Source organism: Mesorhizobium sp. P2_F7 (assembly GCF_056403695.1).
The window spans coordinates 132,551-154,779 of record NZ_JBFUFA010000004.1 but is presented as its reverse complement, the minus strand read 5'-3'; the positions used below and the strand labels follow the sequence as shown (position 1 = coordinate 154,779).

General features: G+C 62.6%; 16 protein-coding genes. 8 read left to right on the top strand and 8 right to left on the bottom strand.

Annotated features, from left to right (window positions below):
- Positions 1–83 precede the first annotated feature (83 nt).
- The 3 genes from AC1DZ8_RS14830 to AC1DZ8_RS14820 all read right to left on the bottom strand — a co-directional run bounded on the left by AC1DZ8_RS14830 (position 84) and on the right by AC1DZ8_RS14820 (position 4,243).
- A complete protein-coding gene (locus AC1DZ8_RS14830) occupies positions 84–1,439 on the bottom strand; it encodes a M16 family metallopeptidase (RefSeq protein WP_477309512.1) in 1,356 nt (451 codons plus the stop codon).
- A 96-nt stretch (positions 1,440–1,535) separates the two neighbouring features.
- Positions 1,536–2,090: a 16S rRNA (guanine(966)-N(2))-methyltransferase RsmD gene (gene rsmD, locus AC1DZ8_RS14825; RefSeq protein WP_477309511.1), complete on the bottom strand. Its 555-nt coding sequence runs from the start codon at positions 2,088–2,090 to the stop codon at positions 1,536–1,538.
- An 11-nt stretch (positions 2,091–2,101) separates the two neighbouring features.
- Positions 2,102–4,243, bottom strand: coding sequence for a pseudouridine synthase (locus AC1DZ8_RS14820; protein ID WP_477309510.1), 2,142 nt, complete (start codon positions 4,241–4,243; stop codon positions 2,102–2,104).
- Between the two features lie 234 nt (positions 4,244–4,477).
- Between AC1DZ8_RS14820 and AC1DZ8_RS14815 the strand changes: the two genes are divergently transcribed.
- Entirely contained in the window at positions 4,478–4,930 is a 453-nt protein-coding gene (locus tag AC1DZ8_RS14815) for a nucleoside deaminase (RefSeq protein ID WP_477309509.1), read from the top strand.
- A 27-nt stretch (positions 4,931–4,957) separates the two neighbouring features.
- On the opposite strand, the gene AC1DZ8_RS14810 is transcribed toward AC1DZ8_RS14815, so the two are convergent.
- The 3 genes from AC1DZ8_RS14810 to AC1DZ8_RS14800 all read right to left on the bottom strand — a co-directional run bounded on the left by AC1DZ8_RS14810 (position 4,958) and on the right by AC1DZ8_RS14800 (position 9,840).
- The gene (locus AC1DZ8_RS14810) at positions 4,958–5,641 is read right to left on the bottom strand and encodes a hypothetical protein (protein ID WP_477401117.1); all 684 of its coding nucleotides are present in this window, start codon (positions 5,639–5,641) and stop codon (positions 4,958–4,960) included.
- 199 nt (positions 5,642–5,840) lie between these two features.
- Positions 5,841–8,804 carry an isoleucine--tRNA ligase gene (ileS, locus tag AC1DZ8_RS14805; protein WP_477309507.1) on the bottom strand — a complete coding sequence of 988 codons (2,964 nt, stop codon included), beginning with the start codon at positions 8,802–8,804 and terminating at the stop codon, positions 5,841–5,843.
- 229 nt (positions 8,805–9,033) lie between these two features.
- On the bottom strand, positions 9,034–9,840 hold the full coding sequence (locus AC1DZ8_RS14800) for a MipA/OmpV family protein (RefSeq protein WP_477309506.1): 807 nt from the start codon (positions 9,838–9,840) through the stop codon (positions 9,034–9,036).
- Between the two features lie 201 nt (positions 9,841–10,041).
- Here AC1DZ8_RS14800 and AC1DZ8_RS14795 point away from each other — a divergent pair, with 201 nt between their 5' ends.
- Positions 10,042–10,596, top strand: a complete 555-nt coding sequence (locus AC1DZ8_RS14795; protein WP_477309505.1) for an HdeD family acid-resistance protein — start codon at positions 10,042–10,044, stop codon at positions 10,594–10,596.
- A gap of 12 nt (positions 10,597–10,608) precedes the next feature.
- Here the strand turns inward: AC1DZ8_RS14795 and AC1DZ8_RS14790 are convergent, their stop codons facing one another.
- Both AC1DZ8_RS14790 and AC1DZ8_RS14785 read right to left on the bottom strand, forming a co-directional pair.
- Positions 10,609–11,592 (bottom strand): bifunctional riboflavin kinase/FAD synthetase, encoded by a 984-nt coding sequence (locus AC1DZ8_RS14790; RefSeq protein ID WP_477309504.1) that lies wholly within the window; start codon positions 11,590–11,592, stop codon positions 10,609–10,611.
- Positions 11,593–11,602: 10 nt separating this feature from the next.
- The gene (locus AC1DZ8_RS14785) at positions 11,603–12,463 is read right to left on the bottom strand and encodes a TIGR01459 family HAD-type hydrolase (RefSeq protein ID WP_477401114.1); all 861 of its coding nucleotides are present in this window, start codon (positions 12,461–12,463) and stop codon (positions 11,603–11,605) included.
- 339 nt (positions 12,464–12,802) lie between these two features.
- Between AC1DZ8_RS14785 and AC1DZ8_RS14780 the strand changes: the two genes are divergently transcribed.
- From AC1DZ8_RS14780 to AC1DZ8_RS14755, 6 genes are all read left to right on the top strand, one after another.
- Positions 12,803–14,767 carry a pilus assembly protein TadG-related protein gene (locus AC1DZ8_RS14780; protein WP_477401112.1) on the top strand — a complete coding sequence of 655 codons (1,965 nt, stop codon included), beginning with the start codon at positions 12,803–12,805 and terminating at the stop codon, positions 14,765–14,767.
- Positions 14,768–14,972: 205 nt separating this feature from the next.
- Entirely contained in the window at positions 14,973–16,934 is a 1,962-nt protein-coding gene (locus AC1DZ8_RS14775; RefSeq protein ID WP_477401110.1) for a TadE/TadG family type IV pilus assembly protein, read from the top strand.
- A 283-nt stretch (positions 16,935–17,217) separates the two neighbouring features.
- Entirely contained in the window at positions 17,218–17,850 is a 633-nt protein-coding gene (locus tag AC1DZ8_RS14770) for a LysE family translocator (RefSeq protein WP_477309500.1), read from the top strand.
- A 742-nt stretch (positions 17,851–18,592) separates the two neighbouring features.
- Entirely contained in the window at positions 18,593–19,090 is a 498-nt protein-coding gene (locus tag AC1DZ8_RS14765) for a Csu type fimbrial protein (RefSeq protein WP_477309499.1), read from the top strand.
- Positions 19,091–19,115: 25 nt separating this feature from the next.
- Entirely contained in the window at positions 19,116–19,835 is a 720-nt protein-coding gene (locus AC1DZ8_RS14760; RefSeq protein WP_477401107.1) for a fimbrial biogenesis chaperone, read from the top strand.
- Complete coding sequence (locus AC1DZ8_RS14755; RefSeq protein ID WP_477309546.1) at positions 19,807–22,221, top strand: fimbria/pilus outer membrane usher protein; 2,415 nt, start codon at positions 19,807–19,809, stop codon at positions 22,219–22,221. The genes AC1DZ8_RS14760 and AC1DZ8_RS14755 overlap by 29 nt, the downstream gene beginning before the upstream one ends.
- The last annotated feature ends 8 nt before the right edge of the window (positions 22,222–22,229 follow it).

The window sequence follows — 22,229 nt, the reverse complement described above, 5'->3', positions numbered from 1 at the left end:
CGAGGCCACCTTCTCCCAGAAGGGGAGAAGGGGGAGCCTGGTTCGGAGAAGGCAACACAGCGCTATGCAGGTTCGTCATCAAATCAATTCCCCGCCTGTTGCTGCGGCAAGAGATAGCCGGTGGTCGAACGGTCGAGCAGCAAATAGCGTGCGGCGACCGCCTTGATATCATCGGCGGTGACCTTGCGAATGCGGTCCGGCCATTCCTCGATATCCCTAACGTTGCCGCCGGTGGCGAGTTCGGCGCCGTAGAGATTGGCCATCTCGTCCTGCTTGTCGCGGGCGAAGATCATGGCCCTGATATAGCGGGCCTTGGCCTTCTCCAGCTCGTCGGCGGTGACACCGTCCTTGATGATGCGGGCGATCTCGGCGTCGACGGCCGCCTCGACGTCGCTCAGCTTGGCGTCGCCGCGCGGCGCGCCATAGACGGTGAAATTGGTGGCGTCGAGCATGGTACCCTGGAAGAAGGCGCCGGTCCCCGATGCGATGCCTTGCTTGACCACCAGCTGCTGGTAGAGTCGGCTGCGGCTGCCGCCGCCAAGGATCTCTCCCAACAGGTCGAGCGCCTCGGCCTCGCCGGGTTTTGCGGTGTGGTAGGACGGAACCACCCATTGCGTCGAAAAGCTCGGCACCGAAACGCGCGCGTCAGTGAGCGTCACCGTGCGCTTGGTGTTCTGCTCCGGCTCGACCGGGCGGATGCGCGGCGGCAGATCCGGGCCGCGTGCGACCTTGCCATAGGTCTTTTCGGCCAACGCCTTCACCGCATCCGGCTCGACATCGCCGGCAACGATCAGCACGGCATTGTTGGGGCGGTAGTACTTGTCATAGAAGGCAACCGCATCGGTGCGGTTCAGCTGCTCCATCTCCTGCATCCAGCCGATCACCGGAATGCGGTAGGGCTGGTTCTGCCAGAGCGTCGCATCGACCTCTTCGTCGAGCACGGCCTCGGGGTTGCTGTCGATGCGCGAGCGCCGTTCTTCCAGGATCACGTCGCGCTCGGTCTTGATGACCTCGTCGGTCAAGATGAGATTGCGCATGCGGTCGGCCTCGAAGCTCATCATCTGTTCGAGCGCCGAGGGCGTCACCGTCTCGTGAAAGGCGGTGTAGTCATAGGACGTGAAGGCGTTGTTGGAGCCGCCTATGTCCGAAATGGCGCGGTCGAACTCGCCCGCGGCGTGGTTGGTCGTGGCCTTGAACATCAGGTGTTCGAAGAAATGCGCGATGCCGGATTTGCCTGGCGGCTCGTCGGCGCTGCCGATCTTGTACCACACCATATGGGTGACGATGGGGGCACGATGATCGGGGATGACCACCACCTCCATACCGTTGTCCAGCAGGAAATTTGCCACCTTGCCGTCGTCCGCGGCAAGAGCCGGGCCGGCCACGGTCAGCGCGGTGGCGAGCAACGCTCTCCGCAGCCATTCAGTATGAAGTGTCATTAATGGCTCCGGTTGTTATCGCGCGACGATAGGCAAGGTTAGCCACCGAGGCAAAGTGAATTGTGCGTCATTTTGAAGGCGCAAACCGCGCCGCCCTCACGCAGCCTCGATGAACCGGATCACCGTCTCACCGTAGTTGCGCTCATCGACCACCGAGAATTCAGGCCCAACCTCGAAGGCGGCCGAGGCGGCTTCCTCGACCACGCAAAGCGCGCCGGGCAGCAGCCAGCCACCGGCCTTGGCCGAACGCAGGGCGCGCTCGCCGAGGCCCTTGCCATAGGGCGGATCGGCGAAGATCAGGCCAAAGGCCGCAAGCGTGCCGGCCTCGCCCAAGGCCGTCGCGTCGCGGCGAAAGATCTTGGTGCGGCCGGTGAGGCCAAAGGCTTCGACATTGGTGCGGATCAGGCCGCGCCCTTCCGCCGATTCTTCGATGAAGACGCCATAGGAAGCGCCGCGCGACAGCGCTTCGAGGCCGAGCGCGCCGGTGCCGGCGAACAGGTCGAGCACGCGCGCGCCCTCGAGTTTGTCGGCGAAGCGGTGCGCCAGCACGTTGAAGACGGCCTCGCGGGCACGGTCGGTGGTCGGGCGGATGGCATGGTCACGCGGCGTCGCCAGCGGACGCCCGCGAAATTGACCGCCGACGATTCTCATCTAAACGGCTCTCATCTGGTCCGGGGACCCTTGGGACCATTGCGCGGCCGCTCACCGCCCCGACCGCCATCCGGACGTTCGCCGCGCGGCTTGCCGAACGGCTTGGCGCCGCCAGGCTTGCCATAGGCCGGCTTGCCATAGACCGGCTTGAACGAAGCCTTGCGCGCCTTGGCGTCGGCCGCCTTGGCGGCATCGGCTTCCGCCCTGCCCTTGCCGATCGGACGCGCCCCTGGCGCCATCCAGACATTGGCCTTGCGCTGGCCCGGCGGCTCGATCGGCCGCTGCTCGCGCTCGGGTTTCTTGCCGCCACGCGGCTTGTCACCAAAGGCGCCACGAGATTTGTCGCCAAAACCACCACGGGGCTTGTCGCCCAAATCGCCACGTGGCTTGTCGCGAAACTCGCTACGCTCGGGCCGGGGGCCACGTTCGCCAAAGCTCTTTGCCGGCGCAGCGCCTCTTTCGGGACTGGTCGACAGTTTGCCCAGCGCTTCGTCGCGGCTGCCTTCGCGGCGCTTGCGGTTCTTGATCAGCCCGCCCTCGCCGATCGGCCGGCGGTCCCCCTCGCGGGTGAATTTCGGCCGTTCGGGCTCCACTTCGCGCTCACGCCGCACCGGATGGTTGGAGAATGGCTTGGTGATCTCGGCGTCGAAATTGGCGCCGGACTCCTCGATCAGACGTTCGCCGAGCTGGTCGCGCAGGACCCGGCCCTTGATCTCCAGCACATGGCCTTCGGCAAGGTCGTCGAGCTGGAACGGACCGTAGGAGATGCGGATCAGCCGCGTCACGTCGAGGCCGAGCGAACCAAGGATGTTCTTCACTTCGCGGTTCTTGCCTTCGCGCAGGCCGATCGTCAGCCAGGCGTTGGTGCCTTGCTCACGGTCGAGCGTCGCCTCGATGGCGCCGTAGAAGACGCCGTCGACGGCAATGCCTTCGCGCAGGCCTGCGAGCATGCTTTCCTCGACCTTGCCATGAACGCGCACGCGGTAACGGCGCAGCCAGCCGGTGGCAGGCAGTTCGAGCACGCGCGACAGACCGCCATCATTGGTGAGCAGCAGCAGGCCTTCGGTGTTGATGTCGAGGCGGCCGATCGTCATCAGCCGCGGCAATTCGGCCGGCAGCACGTCGAACACGGTCTTGCGCCCCTCGGGGTCGCGGTTGGTGGTGACGACCCCGGCCGGCTTGTGGAACAGGAACAGCCTTGTGCGCTCGATCGGCGGGATTTCCATGCCGTCGAGATGGATGATGTCGCCGGGCATGACGTTGAAGGCCGGCGAGGTCAAAGCCCGGTTGTTGACCTTGACGCGGCCGGCCGCGATCAGGTCCTCAGCGTCTCTGCGCGAAGCCAGGCCGGCGCGGGCCAGCCGCTTGGCGATACGCTCGCCGGCTTCTTCAGTCTCCGCGGCGCGCGGGCGCGGCTTGAAGCCGCTGCCTGAGGCGCCTTGCGGCCGGTCACCACCGAAATCGCGCTTGGGGCGATCGCTGAAGTCGCGTTTCGGACGATCGCCGGCGTCGCGCTGTGGGCGATCGCCGAAATCGCGCTTTGGCCGGTCGAAACGGTTTTCACCTTCGGCGGCAGCAGGCCGATCACCGCGCGGTGCATAGGGCTTGCGCGGACCTTCGCGCTTCTCATACGGCTTGCCTTCGGGGCGCGGCCCTTTGCTGAACGGCCGGTCGTCGCTCTTGAAATCGCGCTTCGGCCGCTCGCCATCGGCCGCCATCGGCCGGTCGCCGCGCGGCGCATAGGGCTTGCGCGGCCGTTCGCGCTTCTCGAAAGGCTTGCCTTCGGGACGTGGTCCCTTGCTGAACGGCCGGTCGCCGCTTTTGAAATCGCGCTTCGGTCGCTCGCCATCGGCGGCAATCGGCCGATCGCCGCGCGGTGCATAGGGCTTGCGCGGCCCTTCGCGCTTTTCGAAAGGCTTGCCTTCGGCACGCGGCCCCTTGCTGAACGGCCGATCGCCGCTCTTGAAGTCGCGCTTCGGCCGCTCGCCGTCAGCCGCTTCCGGCCTGGCGCCACGCGGCGCATAGGGTTTCTTGGCCCCGAAGGAAGGCTTGCCGCCTTTGCCGGCGGCGCCATCACGGCGCGGCCCTGCGGCTCTCGGGCCGCTTTTGCCCGGGCCTTTGTGGCGCGGAGATTTCTTGTCGTTGTCGTCCATGTGGCCTTTGTCCGTTTGCGCTGCTACAGCGTGGCGCATCCCCAAGCATGATGCCGAAAAGCGGTTTTCGGCGTCATGCTCTATCTCTCGATCTAGAGACGGCGCGCAACGAACGCTATAGCACTTTGATTTGGCGCATGATCATTTCCGAAAATCTGTTCCGATGTTCGGGTTGACGCGCTCCATAACAGGATCACCGCCAAGTGGCGAGGAGATAATCGGAATGGAAACCGCGTGAAGCGGCCGGATTTCATGGCGCTGGCGCTGAAAGAGGCGCAAGCCGCCGCCTTGCGTGGCGAAGTTCCCGTCGGCGCCATCATCGCCAGCGGCGATACCGTGGTGGCATCCGCCGGCAACCGCACCCGCGAGCTTGCCGATCCAACGGCGCATGCCGAAATGCTGGCGATCCGCGCGGCCTGCCGGAAGCTCTCCAGCGAGCGGCTGACCGGGCACGACCTCTATGTGACGCTGGAGCCCTGCGCCATGTGCGCCGGCGCCATTTCCTTCGCCAGGCTGCGCCGGCTCTATTTCGGCGCGGCCGACGAGAAAGGCGGCGCGGTGATCAATGGCGTGCGCTTCTTCGCCTCACCGACCTGCCACCATACGCCCGATATCTATCCGGGCATGGCCGAGGCCGATGCGGCCTTGCTACTCAAGGAATTCTTCAGGGAAAGGCGGGAATCGTAGCGCCTTCAACTGGGAAGGCGACGCTTTTTACCAGGAAGGCAGCCAGTCGAAGAGCCCGCCGCTCTTGCTCTTGGCGGCAGCCTCTCTCTTGAGGCGGCGTTCCTTCTTGTATTCATCCTCGCCGAGTTCGCCCTGAGGCGCGGTATCGGCGGCGGCGCGATAGGCCAGAGGCGGCTCGCTCAGATATTTGCGGCTGTTGGGATCGCCCTGCTTGCCCTCTGCCGAGCGGCGCTGGATCTCGGCGGCGCGACCCTTGTCCGAATCCGCCGGCGACCAGCGCGGCGGATGGCTCGAAGCTGAATCCGCCATCGCCTTCTTCACCGCAGCCGGATCGGTCTGCACGTCGTCGACGATCTGCGACTGATAGGACGGATCATCCTGGTGGGCGGTGGCGTCGGCACGCAGACGGGCGCGGCGCTGTTCCGGCGATTCGGGCCAATCGGTGCTCGCCGTCTCGATGCTTTCCTGAGGCGCCGGCAGCACTTCCTTCTGCCCCGGCGCGGGCTTTACCAGCTCCGGGCGCGGCTTGTAGTCAATCTGTTGCTTGTGCTTGGGGGCGACCGAGAATGCACCCGACAGGTCGCCGACAAGCTGCTCGCCAGCCGTCTTGTCGGTGCCGTAGGTGGGCGAACCCATGCAGCCGGACAGAGCGAGGCCGGACGCGACAAGCGGCGCCAGCAGCGCAACGCGCACGGAAATTCTGTCGGTCATGCCAAAAAGTCCCACTGTAGACAGCCTCTCGATCGCCACCGGCCAAAGGTCCGGTCCCCATCGTCCACGCTCTTGCGACGGAAATCCGGCGACAATTTGTCTTCCGGAGTTTCGCGTGTTTACCTCAACCACTCGTTAAGGGCAACGCGCGGGCGGTTCTCGCCCACGCAGCGTGGTTTTTGTGCACCGGCTTATGGCCTCACAAACGTCCCCGCGCCTGCAACTCATGCAGCACCGCGGCATCGCGAGCCGAAACGTCGGGGAATTCGGCGTCCTGCCCAACATCGGCCGTATAGCGCCAAGAGCGCGCGCATTTGACCAGGCCGCGGTCCTCGGCCTTTTCGACCACGACGGCGACACCTTTGACATCGTCGAGCGCAAAGGCGCCTTCCGGCGCCTTGCCATGGGCGATGACGAGATCGCTGGTGATCGCCATTTCGGCCATATCGACGTCGGCGATTGCGGCTTCAAGCGCAGCATCGTCAAGCGTCACGACCGGCACGGCTTCCAGCGATGCACCGATGACCTTTTGCGCACGTGCGATCTCGAGCGCGCCGGTGACAACACGGCGGACCTGCCGCACCTTGCGCCATTTCTCGGCCAGCGCCTCGTTCTTCCAGTTGGCCGGAATCTCAGGAAACTGGTCAAGATGCAGCGAGACCGCATCGGGATGGCGGTCGAGCCAGGCTTCTTCCATGGTGAACGGCAGCATCGGCGCCAGCCATTTCACCAGGCAGTCGAAGAGGTGGCGCACCACTTGCACCGAGGCCTTGCGCTTCACGCTGGCAGGCCCGTCGCAATAGAGCGCGTCCTTGCGGATATCGAAATAGAAGGCCGACAGCTCCACCACCATGAAGTCGAGCAAGGTGCGGGTGATGCGCTTGAACTCGAACGCGTCGTAGCCCGAGCGCACGACCTCATCGAGCTCGGAAAGCCGATGCAGCATCAGCCGTTCCAGCTCCGGCATCTTGTCCAGCGGCACCTCCTCGCCATCGTCATGGGCGAGTGTACCCAGCATCCAGCGGATGGTGTTGCGCAGCTTGCGGTAGGCGTCGATGTTGGTCTGCAGCACGTTCTTGCCGAGCCGCTGGTCCTCCCAGTAGTCGGTCGTCACCACCCACAGCCGCAGGATATCGGCGCCGGACTGCTTGATGACGTCCTGCGGCACGACGGTGTTGCCGAGCGACTTCGACATTTTGCGCCCCTCCTCATCCATGGTGAAGCCATGGGTGACGACGGTGTCGTAGGGCGCCCTGCCCCTGATGCCGCAGCTTTCGAGCAGCGAGGAGTGGAACCAGCCGCGGTGCTGGTCGGAGCCTTCGAGATAGACGTCGGCAGGCCATTTGAGGTCCGGACGGTCTTCGAGCGTGAAGACATGCGTCGAGCCAGAATCGAACCAGACGTCGAGGATGTCCATCACCTGCTTCCATTTGGAGGCATCGTGATTGCCGAGGAAACGCTCCTTGGCGCCCTCCGCGAACCAGGCGTCGGCGCCTTCCTGTTCGAAAGCATCCATGATGCGCTGGTTGACCGCCTCGTCCCTCAGCACATTGCCGTCGGCATCGGCGAAGACGGCGATCGGCACGCCCCAGGCACGCTGGCGCGACAGCACCCAGTCGGGGCGCTCCTCGATCATGGCGCGGATGCGGTTCTGGCCGGCAGCCGGCACGAAACGCGTGTCGTCGATGGCCTTCAGCGCGCGGCTGCGCAGCGTCGTGCCGTCGCCCAGGTCCTTGTCCATATAGACGAACCATTGCGGCGTGTTGCGGAAGATGATCGGCTTCTTCGAGCGCCACGAGTGCGGGTAGCTGTGCTTCAGCCGGCCGCGCGCGAACAGCGCGTTGCGCTTGATCAGTTCGTCGATGACCGCCTGGTTGGCATTGCCCTTCTTGCCATCGTCGTCGATGACGCGCGCCGCCCCACCTTCGCGGTCCGGGCCAAAACCCGGTGCGTCCTTGGTGAAGAAGCCGCCATCGTCGACAGGAAACGGGATGGCGGTGTCGATGCCGCGCTGGCGAAGCTCATTGGCGGCATCCGTCCAGGCATCGAAGTCCTCGCGACCATGGCTGGGCGCGGTGTGAACGAAGCCGGTGCCGGCATCGTCGGTGACATGATCACCTGCAACCATCGGCACAGGGAATTCATAGCCGCCGCCGAAGCCTTTCAGCGGATGCGAAAGCGTAAGACTTCCAAGCTGTTCCGCCGAAACCCTGTGAAGACGATTCAAGGTGACCTTGGCCTTGGCCGCCGAGTCTTCTGACAGTGCATCGGCAAAGATCAGCTTCTCGCCCGGCTGGGGCCCGAAGGCGTTCTCGGCCGCCGTGACCTCATAAAGACCATAGCCGATACGCGGCGAATAGCTGACCGCACGATTACCGGGGATGGTCCAGGGCGTCGTCGTCCAGATGACGACATGAGCTTCCAGCAGGTCCAGCGACGTTTCGGTCAGCTTTGCCGGTTCTTCGGCGATCTGTCGAGCAAGGCTTGCGACTGGAAACTTCACCCAGATCGTGTCGCTCTCATAATCCTGGTACTCGACCTCGGCTTCGGCCAGCGCGGTACGCTCTACCACGCTCCACATCACCGGCTTGGAGCCGCGGTAGAGCTGGCCTGACATAGCGAACTTCAACAGTTCGCCGGCGATGCGCGACTCGGCGTGGAAGGCCATCGTCGTATAGGGGTTCTTGAAGTCGCCGACGACGCCGAGCCGCTGGAACTCCGCGCCTTGTACGGTGATCCAGTGCGCGGCGAAGTCGCGGCATTCCTTGCGGAATTCGTTGACCGGCACCTCGTCCTTGTTCTTGCCCTTGGCGCGGTACTGTTCCTCGATCTTCCATTCGATCGGCAGGCCGTGACAGTCCCAGCCCGGCACATAGTTGGAGTCATAGCCGCGCATCTGGAACGAGCGGGTGATGACGTCCTTGAGGATCTTGTTCAGCGCATGGCCGATATGGATGTTGCCGTTGGCGTAGGGCGGGCCGTCATGCAGCACGTATTTTTCGCGGCCGGCCGCGCTTTCGCGCAGCTTGCGGTAAAGGTCCATGTCCTGCCAGCGCTTGACCAGCAGCGGCTCCTTCTCCGGCAAACCGGCGCGCATCGGAAAATCCGTCTGCGGCAGATAAAGCGTCTTGGAATAGTCGATCGTTTCAACAGTGTCGGTCATTGGTCTGCCATGTGCATTGCCCGGCGGGCGTAGAGGCTCGGGCGTTGAATTATCAATATCTGGAAAAAGTGCGAGAGCGCACGCCAAGATGCCCGGCGGCTCCGGCAGCCTTCAAGCTGCCTGGAACACCGGGCTCGTAATTCGTATCGCAATCGCGAAAAGGCGCGAAAAGCTGGTCATGGCAGGGCTTTTAGCCGAAGCCACGGCAGGAATAAAGCGCCGAAATCGCCTACATTGAAAAGTTGAAACGGTAGGTGGTCGAGACGCCAACCGTGAACTGGTCGCGCTGGCCGCGCTCCTTGACCAGGCTGGAATCGGCGGCCGGGCCCATCAAGCGCGCATATTCGCCGAACAGGCTGGCGGTCATCGGCTCGGTGACCTTCCAGGTGATGGCGCCGCCAAGGCCGGTCGATTTCACGCCGCCGCCGGGATGATATTCGCTGAGGCCCGAGGCTGCGGCCTCCTTGGCGTTGACGCCGTAATAGGAGTCGAAATAGCCCGACGAGGCGAACGACACGCGCGGGCCGCCCGAAATCCTGACCGTCGGCGTCACATCGTAGAACGCATCGGCGGCGATGTCGGCGACAAAGCCGTCATGGGCACGGATGCCGTGGCGCAGTTCGGCGCGGGCGCGCAGCCAGTCCGTCGGGTAGAATTCGAAGAAACCGCCGACCTCGCCGCCCCAGCGCACCGGGTCGAGGCCTTTCAGCTCATCCTTGCTGCTGCGCGAAAACAGGAACTTTCCGGTCAGGCCGGCGCGGACGCCGCCATCGTCGACCAGCGCCAGCGAAATGTTGTCATTGCGCGAGGTGAAGCGGGCAGATGGCCCGACCTTGCCCAGCGAGATGATCGGCGTGGCGCTGAGCAGAAGACTGTTGGAGCCCTCGAATTTCGGCGCGACCATGCCGGTGGCGCCAAGCGTCAGATACCAGTCGCCGTGGAACCAGCCGAAGGTCCCCTCGCCCGCGTTTGCCACCGTCGGCGCACCCAGCATGATCGCCGCCACAACCGCAGACATTTTCCTGACCGGACTCATGGTCACTCCACTAACACAACACAGCCGCGCCCCGGCCACAGCTTTGAGGGCCGTTTGGTAAAATTTGATTTAAATCCGAGACAGAGATCGCGGTTTGCAGCTGCCGCCATCGCTGGACGGGTGCCGAAGCCGGGACTAACCTCAGGGACGGCGACAAGCCAGGCGATCTTTGACGCGCAGTGACTTTGAGGAGATGCGGCTATGACCCTGCACGGTGACACCCTGAAAGACGCGATCGGCCGGACACGAGACAAATGGGGGTGGTTCGTCGCGCTCGGCGTGCTGCTGCTCATCTTCGGCGGCATTGCCTTCGGCAATCTGTTCATCGCGACCGTCGCCTCTGTCTACGTCGTCGGCTGGCTGATGCTGATGGCCGGCATCATCGAGATAATTCATGCCTTTGGCGTGAAAAGCTGGAGCCGCTTCTTCTATTGGCTGCTCAGCGGCCTGCTCTATGCTGTTGCCGGCTTCTTTGCCTTCGACAATCCGCTGCTGGCGTCAACGGTGCTGACCTTGCTGCTGGCGGTGGCGCTTGTCGCCTCAGGCGCGCTCAGGGCCTGGGTCGGCTACAGCCACCGGCCCGAAAATGGCTGGGGCTGGGTCGTCGCGGCGGGCCTGATCAGTGTGCTGGCAGGCCTGACCATCGCCATGGGCTGGCCAGTCAACAGCCTGTGGGTGCTCGGGCTGTTCCTGGCCATCGACCTGATCTTCCAGGGCTGGAGCTTCATCGCGCTCGGACTTGCCTTGAAGCGGTAAGCGGCCGGAGGCTCAAAAAGCGATCGCGCTGTCCAGCTGCGATAGCGGCCTGACCCCGGCCAGCAGCGCGCGCGCCTCCGTCTCGTCGCGCTTGATCTGCGCCACCAGGGCGTCGAGCCCATCGAACTTCACCTCGGGGCGCAGGAAGCCGAAGAACGAGACCTCGCAGATCTCGCCATAGAGATCGCCGGAAAAGTCGAAAACATAGGTTTCGAGCAGCGGCGCGCCGTTGTCGTCGACGGTCGGGCGGCGGCCAAAGCTGGCGACACCGTCATAAAGCGTGCCGTCGGCGCGGCGGAAGCGGACGGCATAAATCCCTTCCTTCAGAGTCGCTTCCGGCGAAAGTCTCATGTTGGCTGTCGGGAAGCCGAGTGTGCGGCCGAGCTGCTGGCCACCGATGACTTCGCTTTCGACGGTGAAGCGGTAGCCGAGCAGACCGGCGGCCTCGGCGACTTCGCCTTCGCACAACAATGCGCGGATGCGGCTCGACGACACCACCTCGGCGCCTTCGTCGCGAAAAGCGTCGACCAAAGTGACGCCGAAACCGTGGCGCTCGCCTGCCGCCATCAGAAAGGCCGGGCCGCCTTGCCGGTCCTTGCCGAAGTGGAAATCGAAGCCGGTGACGGCATGGGTGATGCCGAGATTGCTTTCCAGCACATCGGTCACGAACGCCTCGGCCGACAGGCCGGCAAAGGCGCGCGTGAATGGCTGTTCGACGAGTGCCGCAAAGCCCAGATGCGACAACAGCCGCGCCTTCATCGGCGGCGGCGTCAGCACGAAAAGCGGCATATCGGGCCTGAACACCTTGCGCGGATGCGGCTCGAAGGTCAGCACCAGGGCCGGCACGCCGCGCCGCCCGGCCTCGGCCAGCGCGCGTTCGAGCACGGCCTGGTGGCCGCGGTGAACGCCGTCGAAATTGCCGATCGCCACGACGCCGCCACGCAAGTGCGCCAGCAGCGGCGCGGTCGCGGAAATATGATCGAAGGCTGCGCTCATGGAAGCGACCCTACCGCAGTCTCGGAATGACGGCGACCGGCCGGTAGCCGTGCTTTTGCAGAAAGGCTGCAAGCCTGGCGGGGTCCGGCTGCATGGGATCGCCATAGTCGCGCGCGTGAATGCCGCCCGACACGTAGAGCACGTCGATGCCATTGTCGGCGGCGCCCTTGACGTCGGTCATCATGCCGTCGCCGATGGCCAGCACCTCGGAGCGCCCGACGTCACGGCCGAGAAGCGAGGCGACTTCCCGCATTGCTGCGTCATACACCGGCGCATAGGGTTTTCCGGCAATCAGCGTGCGGCCGCCGAGCTGGGCATAGTCGCGGGCCAAGGCCCCGGCGCACCAGATCATGCGCTCGCCGCGCTCGACCACGATGTCGGGGTTGGCGCAGATGAAAGGCAGGTTCCTGGCGCGCAGCCGGCGCAGCAGTTCGGCGTAATCCTCAGGTGTTTCCACCTCGTCGTCGAACAGCCCGGTGCAGACGACGCCGGAAGCCTCGAACTCCTCGACGAGATCGACGTCGAGACCGTCATAGAGGGTGAAGTCGCGATCGGCGCCGATATGGAAGATCTTTCGCGGGCCTTCGGCGATGAGGTCGCGGGTCACGTCGCCCGACGTGACGACACGGTCGTAGGCAGCGGCGGGAACGCCGATCGCATTCATCTGCGCCACCACATCGGCATTGCGACGCGGTGAATTGGTGATCAGGACAACCGGAAGCTTGGCCGCGCGCGCGGTTTCCAGTGCCAGCGTCGCTGCCGGAAAATGCCATTCGCCATTGTGGATCACGCCCCAGACATCGCACAGGATGGCCGAGTAGGCTCCCGACAAATCCGCGAGCGAGCCGATGATGTCAGGCGAATCCGCCATGCCGCTTTCCTGATGTGACGATCGTTGCGAGAGCTGCAGCCGACGGTCCGCCGCAACCGGCCCCGCATTAACCGAAGCGTTTCATCCTGTCACCAGCTTTCGGCGTTTTCGACGCCGTCGCGCCACGGGCTGGTGGCGGTCGCATCTCACAGATGGCGCCCTTCCCCAAGCTTCGGCCGATCAGGAAATGTCGCATCGCCGATCACCAGGCCGAATGGTTAACGAGCCTTGAAAAGATGGGCCGATCTTGGACGTATTTCAGCAACCTGAAATTTAACGATTTGTGGGCATGTTCCCGCTGATATTCGACATTTGGGTCCTGGCAGGGGTGCTGTAGGCATGATCCGCAGATTTCTAGGCGACAGACGCGGCAACTATGCCTTGATGACGGTGATAACGTTGGTGCCGTTGATGGGCGCGCTGGCGCTCGCCATCGACTACACCGAGCTGGTCCGCCAGCGCCAACAAACGCTGAATGCGCTCGATGCTGCGGGCATCGCCACTGCCCGGCAGATCGTTTCCGGCGCGACCGACGATGCGATCAAGGCCTATGCCAAGAACTTCTTCGAGGCCAATCTCGGCCACGTCCAACCCGCCAATACGTTGCTGACCGTGACGCTGCCCAACAACAATACCGGCGGCGGCACGCTGAAACTTCAGGCGACGCTGACGTTCAAGCCATACTTTCTGCCGGTCGCGGCCTGGATGCTTGGCAAATCGTCAGGCACCACCGATGTCCAGATGACCGCAACCTCCGAAGTTCGTCTCAAGAACACGCTCGAGGTTGCGCTGGTGCTCGACAACTCGGGGTCGATGGCCTACCTCGGCTCCGGTACTGGTGAGAAGCGCATCGATCTTCTCAAGGAAGCAGCCAAGCAGTTGGTCGACACGCTGGCGCTTCAGGCGCAGCAGATGAAGCAGATCTCCAAGCCGGTGCAGTTTTCCCTGGTTCCGTTTTCGGCGTCGGTCAATATCGGCCCTAGCCACGACCAGGACGACTGGATGGACCAGAAAGGCATATCTCCGGTCCAGCACGAGGATTTCGACTGGACGAAGATGACCGCGACCAACGACCCCAACAAGTATGCCCAGAAGGTAGGCGACGTCTGGTACAAGAAAGGCGCTGGTTGGGGCGATACGGAGGGTGAGGCGCTGACCCGCTTCAGCCTCTATTCCGACATGACCGTGGAGTCGGGCCGCGAAGATGTGACCCCCCCGAAACAATATGTCTGCGACGTCACCAAGAAGGACGGCACCTGCAAGTCCGGCCACTGGGTTATTCCGTCGCCGCAATACGTTTACACCACGAGCCGCTACGCGAGTTGGCAGGGCTGCGTGGAGGCAAGGCCCTACCCATACAATGACGACGACACGACCCCGACGACCGCGACCCCGGCGACGTTGTTCGTGCCGATGTTCGCGCCGGACGAGGCCGGCACGCTCTGGCGCGACTTCAATCGCGACGGCGTCAATGATGTTTCGTCGGCAAGCTACAGCTCCGACAACAACTGGTGGGCAGACTGGCCCTACGATCCGGCAAATCCGACCGCGAAGCAGCGGCAGTCGGACATGCGAAAGTATTTCCTGGTGAAGCCCTACGGTTCAGCCTCCGCCGCTCAGGGCAACGGTCCGAATGCTGGCTGCACGACCACGCCGATCACGCCGCTGAAAGACGTGACCGACGCGGCCCAGAAAAAGGACCTGGACGACGCCATCGACGACATGGAACCGACCGGCAACACCAACGTTCCGGAAGGCATGGCCTGGGGCTGGCGTACGGTGTCGAGCAATGAGCCCTTCACCGACGGACGGCCGAACAACGAAAAGGGTAACGACAAGGTGGTCATCGTGCTGACCGACGGCGCCAACACCTATACCGCTGTCAGCGATTCCACCAATGCCAACAACAGATCGACCTACGCTGCCTATGGCTACACAGGCCTGACCTATCCGGGATCGGGAAGCGTCACCCGCCTGTTCATGAACACGAGCGTTCCCAGCACCACCTATACCTCCAGCAACTACACCGCCGCGCTCGACCAGCAGATGAAGACGCTTTGCGCCAATGCCAAGGCCAACAACATCCTGGTCATGACCGTCTCGCTCGACCTCGTCGACACCAAGACGGATGAAAAGAAGGCAATGGACGCGCTGAAGGAATGTTCGTCGGATTCGCGCTTCCGCAAGGACCCCAACGATCCGAGCAAGGCGGCGAAGCTCTACTGGAACGCCACCGGCGCCACGCTGTCCGATAATTTCAAGGAAATCGCCAACGAGCTTTCCAACCTGCGCATCGTCGGCTGAACCAACGAAATCCTTTCGAAACGAAACGGCCCGTCTCTCCGGCGGGGCGTTTCTGCGAGCAGCGGTCATCCACCGGCCGCCACCTTTGGTTAGCGCTTGGTGAAGCGCTCAGCGCATAATCGAGCGGTTTCCCAAACCCGTCCTTCAGCGTTTTGTGAAAGTGTGGCGGCATTGAAGAATCCGCAGGCGGGGCCGCTTACATCACATGCGCAATTTCTGGCGTGACTTTTGGCGCGACCGGCGCGGCAATTATGCTCTCATGACTGTTCTGGCCATGGTGCCGCTGATGGGCGGCGTGGCGTTGGCCGTCGACTTCAGCGGCATGGTCAGCGAGAAGCAGAAGGTGGTCAACGCGCTCGACGCCGCCAACTTCGCCACCGCACGCCGGCTTGTGGAAGGCGCCACCGACGACCAGTTGCGGGCCTATGCGCTCGACTTCTTCAAGGCAAACCTCAACGACGTCGACCCCGCCAACACGACGCTCAACGTTACACTGCCCAGCAGCACAGCCGGCGGCGGCATCGTCAAGCTTTGCGCCAGCCTGGTTTACAAGCCCTATTTCCTGCCGGCCGCGTCAATGCTGATCGGCAAGACGTCAGGCAACATCGATTACTCCGTGTGCTCGCAGGTGCGGTTGAAGAACACGCTGGAAGTGGCCATGGTGCTCGACAATTCAGGCTCGATGTCGACACCCGGCACCGGCTCCGGGCAAAAGCGCATCGACCTTCTCAAGCAGGCCGCAAAGCAGTTGGTGGACACGCTGGCCTCGCAGGCAGCGATGATCAAGCAGATCGACAAGCCGGTGCAGTTCAGCCTGGTGCCGTTCGCCGCATCGGTCAATGTCGGCGCCAGCAACGACAACGCGTCATGGATCGACGCCTATGGGCTTTCGCCCATCCACAATGAGAATTTCGACTGGTCGACGCTGAACGCCGCTGACAAATACGCCCAGAAGATCGGTGGCATCTGGTACAAGAAAGGCACTGGCTGGGGTGAAGAGGAAGGGCAGATGCTGACCCGCTTCTCGCTTTACCGCGACATGAAGGTAGTCACCAGCCACGAGCGTATCGTTGGCAGCAAGCGCGTGGTCTGCGACGAATACCGGTCCAACCACACCTGCAAGCGCAGCCACGACGAGTACGACTACAACGACACATACGGACCGTTCGCCAGCTGGCAGGGCTGCGTCGAAGTCCGTCCCTACCCCTACAATGTCAACGACGCGCCGGCCTCAGGCGGACCGAACAACACCGGCACCGGCGTCGGCGACCCCGCGACCATGTTCGTGCCGATGTTTGCGCCGGACGAGCCGGGCAACCACTGGTATATCACGCAGGATCCCGACGAGGCGGCGCCCAAGACCTATGGCGCTGTCAACAGCTGGTGGAACGACGATCCGTCGAGCACCACCGGCAAGACCAGACAGTCGAACATGGCCAAGTATTTCCAGCCGCGGCCGATCAATGCGCCGGTGCTGTCGAAAGGCGCCGGGCCGAATTACAGCTGCACCACGACGCCGATCACGCCGCTGACCGATGTCACCAACGCCGACGGGCTGGCAAAGATCAAGGCTGCGATCGACCTAATGGCGCCCAACGGCAACACCAATGTGCCGGAAGGCATGGCGTGGGGCTGGCGCACCGTCTCCAGCACCGAGCCCTTCACCGAGGGACGCCCGGAGACCGAGCGCGGCAACGACAAGGTGGTCATCGTGCTTACCGACGGCGAGAACACCTATTCGGCGCTGAGTTCCGACCCTGCCGGCAACAAGTCGACCTATGCCGCCTATGGCTATACCGGCGTCGGCTACAACGGCACCGCCGTCACCCGCCTGTTCGGTGGCACGTCAAGCGCCATCGGCCAGCTCAACTATTCGTCGAGCAACTACACCGCCGCGCTCAACGAGCAGATGGCGACGTTGTGCAACAACGCCAAGGCGGCCAACATCATGGTGATGACGGTGGCGCTCGACATGTCGACGACCGACGCCGGCGACAAGAGCGCGATGGACGCGCTGAAGACGTGTTCGTCCGACTCGCGCTTCCGCAAGGATCCGATCGACCCGAGCAAGCCTGCGAAACTGTTCTGGAATGCCACGGGCGCCACGCTGTCGGACAATTTCAAGGAAATCGCCAACGAGCTGTCGAACCTGCGCGTGGTGAGCTGAGGCAGAAGCTGCTCATCTCCCCCCTCGAGGGGGAGATGTCGCCAAAGGCGACAGAGGGGGTCGGTTCGACGGGACGCAACACCCCTTCGTCGACAGACGAGGCTGGCTCTCCACGCGAGACGACCCTCTCTGGCCTGCCGGCCATCTCCCCCTCAAGGAGGGAGATCAACAGCGTCGCCGCCCTCTGCAATTTTCGACGCTGGCGCAAAGGCTCCCGCCATCATGCTCTTGCGGCGAGTCAAAGCGCATGGTGAGTAACGTCACCGCTTCCCGGAGATTGCCCGTGCCCGAAACCGCCAACCATCTCGCCTTCGCGCTGGTCTGCCTCGGCATGGTGCTGACGCCCGGGCCGAATATGATCTACCTGATCTCGCGTTCGCTGTCGCAAGGACCGAAGGCCGGGCTGATCTCGCTCGGCGGCGTGGCAGTCGGCTTTCTGTTCTATGTCGTATCGGCCGCGCTCGGCATCACCGCGCTGCTGCTTGCCGTGCCGTTCGCCTATGACGCGCTGCGCATTGCCGGCGCGCTCTATCTGCTGTGGCTTGCCTGGCAAGCGGTGCGCCCCGGCGGACGCTCGCCGTTCCAGGTGCGCGAACTGCCAAAGGACAGGCCGCGCAAGCTGTTCGCCATGGGCTTGATGACCAATCTGCTCAACCCCAAGGTGGCGGTTCTCTATCTGTCGCTGCTGCCGCAGTTCATCTCGCTCGGCAAAGGTCATGTGCTGTCGCAGCTTCTGGTGCTCGGCGTCACGCAGATTTCGATCAGCCTGACCGTCAATGCCATCATCGCGGTGACGGCCGGTTCAATCGCCACCTTCCTCGCCGGACGACCGCTGTGGATGGTCATCCAGCGCTGGATGATGGGCACAGTGCTCGCCGCGCTGGCGCTCAAAATGGCGACCGACGCGCAACGCTGAGCCGCCTGCGGATGCAGCTACGTCGGCCGCCTGATCTGCTGTGCCCGTTCCGGCGCAACCACCTTGCGACATGCCAGGTGGCGTGGCCAAGTACGGGCAGAGGAGGCCAGTCGGATAAGACTGACGGAAACCTGGATCAGGGCCGAGCAAAATTCTGATCGAAATAGGGTTTTCGAATATTGCGGAATTGGGCGAAGGCGCTCAGGGTCGAGTCCTCCTAAACTGGTACGTGCCTTGCACCGTTGTGTCTACTACTAGCTGCATCAGAGCCGTCTGAGGCACCCGTAAGAGAAGCACTTCGCCAACCCTTCAGGCGACCCATATCTTGTTTCGGTAGGTTGCGGTTCGCCGGCCAGCTTTTGTTGGCCGCTGTCGAATTTTGCAACCTATGGCATATGCGTTACATCTAATGCTTGCACGCACAATTGAACGCAAAAGGAACAGAGCTAGCTTCAATTTGGGGAACGGAAAGTGTTGCTTTATGGCTTTGACGAGATATCAAGCTGAATCAATTCGGACTTGTTGCATACTATAGATGCTTCAGATCATACTGCTTCAAGTACTTATTGCAACATAGAACAGAACCTACCAGCAACATAAAATATGTCGAATGGGGCTTCGATGGGGAGATTCTCGACGTTAGTTGTATCTTAACGGAAAATATGTCAGATGTATTGGGGCTTGGGAGCTTTTCGACGGTTTTTCGCCATGCGCGACGAACCGAACCATACGGGAGCACCGCATGCGAGCTTTGTCCTCCGCCTTTCTGGCGGTCCTTTCTGCAGCCTCATTACTGACGAATTCGGCCCTTGCCGCCGTCGCAACCGGCAACATGAATGTTCGCATCACGATTACGGCCGAATGCAAAGTGCAGACCGCCAGCGATCTTGATTTTGGATCAAAGGGCGTCATCGATGCCAATGTTGATCAAACCAGCACCATCGGTGTTCAGTGCACCTCTGGTCAGACTTACAATGTTGGCCTGAGCGCCGGGGCTGGCAGTGGCGCGACCGTTGCGGTTCGCAAGATGACCGGCCCGGGTGCCGCCACCGTCAACTATACGCTTTACCGAGACACCGGGCGCACCCAACTTTGGGGAGTGACGATCGGCACCGACACTGTTGCGGGAACCGGAAACGGTAGCGTCCAGAACCTGACCGTCTATGGGCGGGTTCCACCACAGACGACACCAGCCGCAGGCGCCTATACGGACACTGTTGCGATCACAGTGACGTACTGATCTTTCCCAAACCGGAGGACACGACATGCGACCCATGCAGTCATGCATAGGGGCGGCAGCGCTCCTTTTGCTGTGTGTGAGCCATTCAGCAGCCGCTTCCCTTAGAGTAGCCCCAACCAGCCTGGAACTGATTGCTCCCGACAGCGCGGCAGTTCTAAATCTGCACAATGACGCCAAGCGACCCATTAACGTCCAGATTCGCGTATTCCGATGGCGACAGGTCGACGGGGTGGAGCAACTGGAGCCGACCACGGACGTTGTCGCCAGCCCGCCCTCGACTGAGGTCGGGCCAAATGCCGATTATTCCGTTCGCGTGCTGCGCGTAAGCAAGACGCCGGTGGGCACCGAGGAGGGCTACCGCCTGCTGGTAGACGAGTTGCCCGATCCCTCGCGCAGGAAGGCAGGCACCGTCACCCTGGTGCTTCGATATTCTGTGCCTGTCTTCTTTCGCAATCCCGACGCTAAGGCACCGGACGTCTCGTTCAGCCTGTCGCGGAAGGGCCGCAGCCTTCTTCTCACGGCGCGCAACAATGGTGAAAGCCGCCTGAGACTATCCAATCTCAATCTGACGCAAGGCGACAAGAAGCTCGGAAGCCGTAGCGGACTGGTCGGCTACGTTCTGGGTGGCGCCACCATGCAATGGCCGATCGGCAGCAGCAAATCGCTGGCCGGAAGCTCTGTCACGCTGAAGGCACAGAGCGACTTTGGACCATTCGATGCCCCAGTTGCGATCAAAGGGCAGTAGATTCGCGATCGTCGTTGCAGGTTTCTTTTTTCCTCTCCTGCCGTCGAACGCGCAGGATTCGCAATCTCAAATTGCGGAACCCGCTCCCGCCCAAACCGAACGCCGCGATCTTTATCTCGAGGTGTTCATCAACGACGTCTCGACGCAACTGGTCGGCACCTTCACGCAATTCCCGGACGGTGGCTTGGCGGCAACAGCGGATGAGCTGAAGCAGGTCGGCCTGAAGCCGGTGGATGATGCGGTGGGCGGTGATGGCTTGGTCCGACTTGACCGATTGCCGGACGTTGCCTTTCGTATCGATGGACCAGGTCAGCGCCTCTATGTCACGACCACCAATGAAGGCCGCGCGGCCCGCGTCGTCGATGTTGCCGGGAGCAGGAATGAGGACCGGATAGAACCGCAGGCCGGCTACGGCGGAGTACTCAACTATTCGCTTTTCGCTAGCTCCAACCAATTGTTCGAAAAGGACGTCGACCTGTTTCAGGGCATCTCCGGCGGCTTCGACGCGCGCGTGTTCAGTCCCCTCGGCACCCTCAGTCAAGGTTTCATCGCCGGCTACTCCGATGGTGAATTCGGCGGGTTTACTCGGCTCAACACGACCTGGAGTTACTCAGATCCCAAGCGCCTGATGACCTACCGGGCAGGTGATTTTATCTCCGGCGGGCTCTCCTGGACGCGGCCAGTCTATCTCGGCGGCATCCAGGCGCAGCGCAATTTCGCGCTACGATCTGATCTGGTTACTCTGCCGCTGCCATCGTTTGGAGGAACTGCCGCCGTCCCTTCAACGCTCGAAGTCTACACCCAGAACGTTCGCACCTATACCGGCAACATTCCCGCTGGGCCTTTTCAGGTCACCAATCTGCCGGTGTTTGCAGGTGCTGGTGAAGCGCAGGTCGTCCTGAGAGATAGCCTCGGTCGTGAAACGACGACCAGACTCCCCTTCTATACCTCCAGCGACATGCTGGGTCAGGGATTGCTCGACTTCTCGACCGAGGTCGGATTTCCACGGCGCAATTTCGGCACCCAATCCGACGACTACGACCAACGCATGTTTGGCGTTGCAACGGCACGTTACGGTCTCACCAACTGGCTGACGCTGGAAAGTCATGCCGAGGGTGGCGAGGATTTGATCAATGGCGGAGTGGGCGCCGCATTTCCGCTCGGACCTTATGGCGCCCTATCGGTCGCTGTTGCGGGCAGCCACCATGACGGGCGAACCGGCTCGCTTGTGAACGCCTCGCTGGAGATGAGCCACGAAGGCTGGTCGATTTACGGTCGAATCCAACGCGCCTTCGGCGACTACGAAGACATCGCCTCAATAACCGCCGAACCGTCGTTTTCCGATCCGGGCGACTTTCCGATCTTCAGCGCAGGCGTTCCCCGCGCGATCGACCAGGTAACCTTGAGCGTTCCAACGCCGCTCGATTTTTCCAGCCTCAATCTCTCCTACACGCATCTCGAAAGTGCCGAGGGCCAGAAGAGCCAGATTGTCGGCCTCTCTTACAGCCAGCAGATCTTCAAGCGAAGCAGCCTTTACGCCACCGCCTTTGTCGACCTTGAGGACCGCGACAGTTTTGGTGTTTTCGCTGGAATCTCCGTCCCGTTCGGCGACGATATCACTGCCTCGACTGGCGTGGAGAGTGGTCCGGATGGCCTGAATGTCGTAGCCGACGTCGCCAAGTCGGAGCGGCTGGAGGACGGCAGCGTGGGCTGGCGGGCACGGACCTCCGAAGGAGAAACGCCTAATCGGTCGGCCGCTGTTAGCTATCGGGCGCCGTTCGCTCGCTTCGAGGCCGGTGTCCAACAATACGACAATGATTTTAGGGCGACCGCGCAAATGGATGGCGCGATTGCCGTGGCCGGCGGCGGGGTCTTTGCCACCAATCGCATTGATGACGCTTTCGCTGTCGTCGATGTTGGTGCGCCGGATGTGGATGTCCAATTCCAGAACCGACCAGTCGGCAAGACCGATCGTAAGGGACGTATTCTCGTCCCGGGCCTCAACTCCTATGAGCCGAACACGGTTTCAATCGACCCCAAGAACCTGGCGGTTGATGCGGATGTCCCGGCAACCAAGGAGGTCGTGGTGCCAGCCGACCGCAGCGGTGTTGTAGTGAAGTTTGGAGTATCGGAGGCTCCGAAGGCAGCGCTCGTCACCTTGGTCGACACCAGCGGCACTCCGCTGGAGGCTGGTCTAAAGGGGCGCATCGACGGTAGCTCGGAAGTGTTCGTCATCGGCTACGACGGTCAGGCCTACATTCGCGGCCTTGGCGCGGAGAACGCGGTTGTGATCGACCGCTCGGATGGAAGCTCCTGCCGAGCCGAATTTCCCTACAGACCCGAGCCCGGCCAGCAAGTGGCGATCAAGGACGTGGCATGCCGATGAATTTGGGA

Coding starts and splice junctions, on each gene's coding strand:
- AC1DZ8_RS14830 (WP_477309512.1), bottom strand. CDS start 1,439: ATGACACTTCATACTGAATGGCTGCGGAGAGCGTTGCTCGCCACCGCG.
- rsmD (WP_477309511.1), bottom strand. CDS start 2,090: ATGAGAATCGTCGGCGGTCAATTTCGCGGGCGTCCGCTGGCGACGCCG.
- AC1DZ8_RS14820 (WP_477309510.1), bottom strand. CDS start 4,243: ATGGACGACAACGACAAGAAATCTCCGCGCCACAAAGGCCCGGGCAAA.
- AC1DZ8_RS14810 (WP_477401117.1), bottom strand. CDS start 5,641: ATGACCGACAGAATTTCCGTGCGCGTTGCGCTGCTGGCGCCGCTTGTC.
- ileS (WP_477309507.1), bottom strand. CDS start 8,804: ATGACCGACACTGTTGAAACGATCGACTATTCCAAGACGCTTTATCTG.
- AC1DZ8_RS14800 (WP_477309506.1), bottom strand. CDS start 9,840: ATGAGTCCGGTCAGGAAAATGTCTGCGGTTGTGGCGGCGATCATGCTG.
- AC1DZ8_RS14795 (WP_477309505.1), top strand. CDS start 10,042: ATGACCCTGCACGGTGACACCCTGAAAGACGCGATCGGCCGGACACGA.
- AC1DZ8_RS14790 (WP_477309504.1), bottom strand. CDS start 11,592: ATGAGCGCAGCCTTCGATCATATTTCCGCGACCGCGCCGCTGCTGGCG.
- AC1DZ8_RS14785 (WP_477401114.1), bottom strand. CDS start 12,463: ATGGCGGATTCGCCTGACATCATCGGCTCGCTCGCGGATTTGTCGGGA.
- AC1DZ8_RS14780 (WP_477401112.1), top strand. CDS start 12,803: ATGATCCGCAGATTTCTAGGCGACAGACGCGGCAACTATGCCTTGATG.
- AC1DZ8_RS14775 (WP_477401110.1), top strand. CDS start 14,973: ATGCGCAATTTCTGGCGTGACTTTTGGCGCGACCGGCGCGGCAATTAT.
- AC1DZ8_RS14765 (WP_477309499.1), top strand. CDS start 18,593: ATGCGAGCTTTGTCCTCCGCCTTTCTGGCGGTCCTTTCTGCAGCCTCA.
- AC1DZ8_RS14760 (WP_477401107.1), top strand. CDS start 19,116: ATGCGACCCATGCAGTCATGCATAGGGGCGGCAGCGCTCCTTTTGCTG.
- AC1DZ8_RS14755 (WP_477309546.1), top strand. CDS start 19,807: ATGCCCCAGTTGCGATCAAAGGGCAGTAGATTCGCGATCGTCGTTGCA.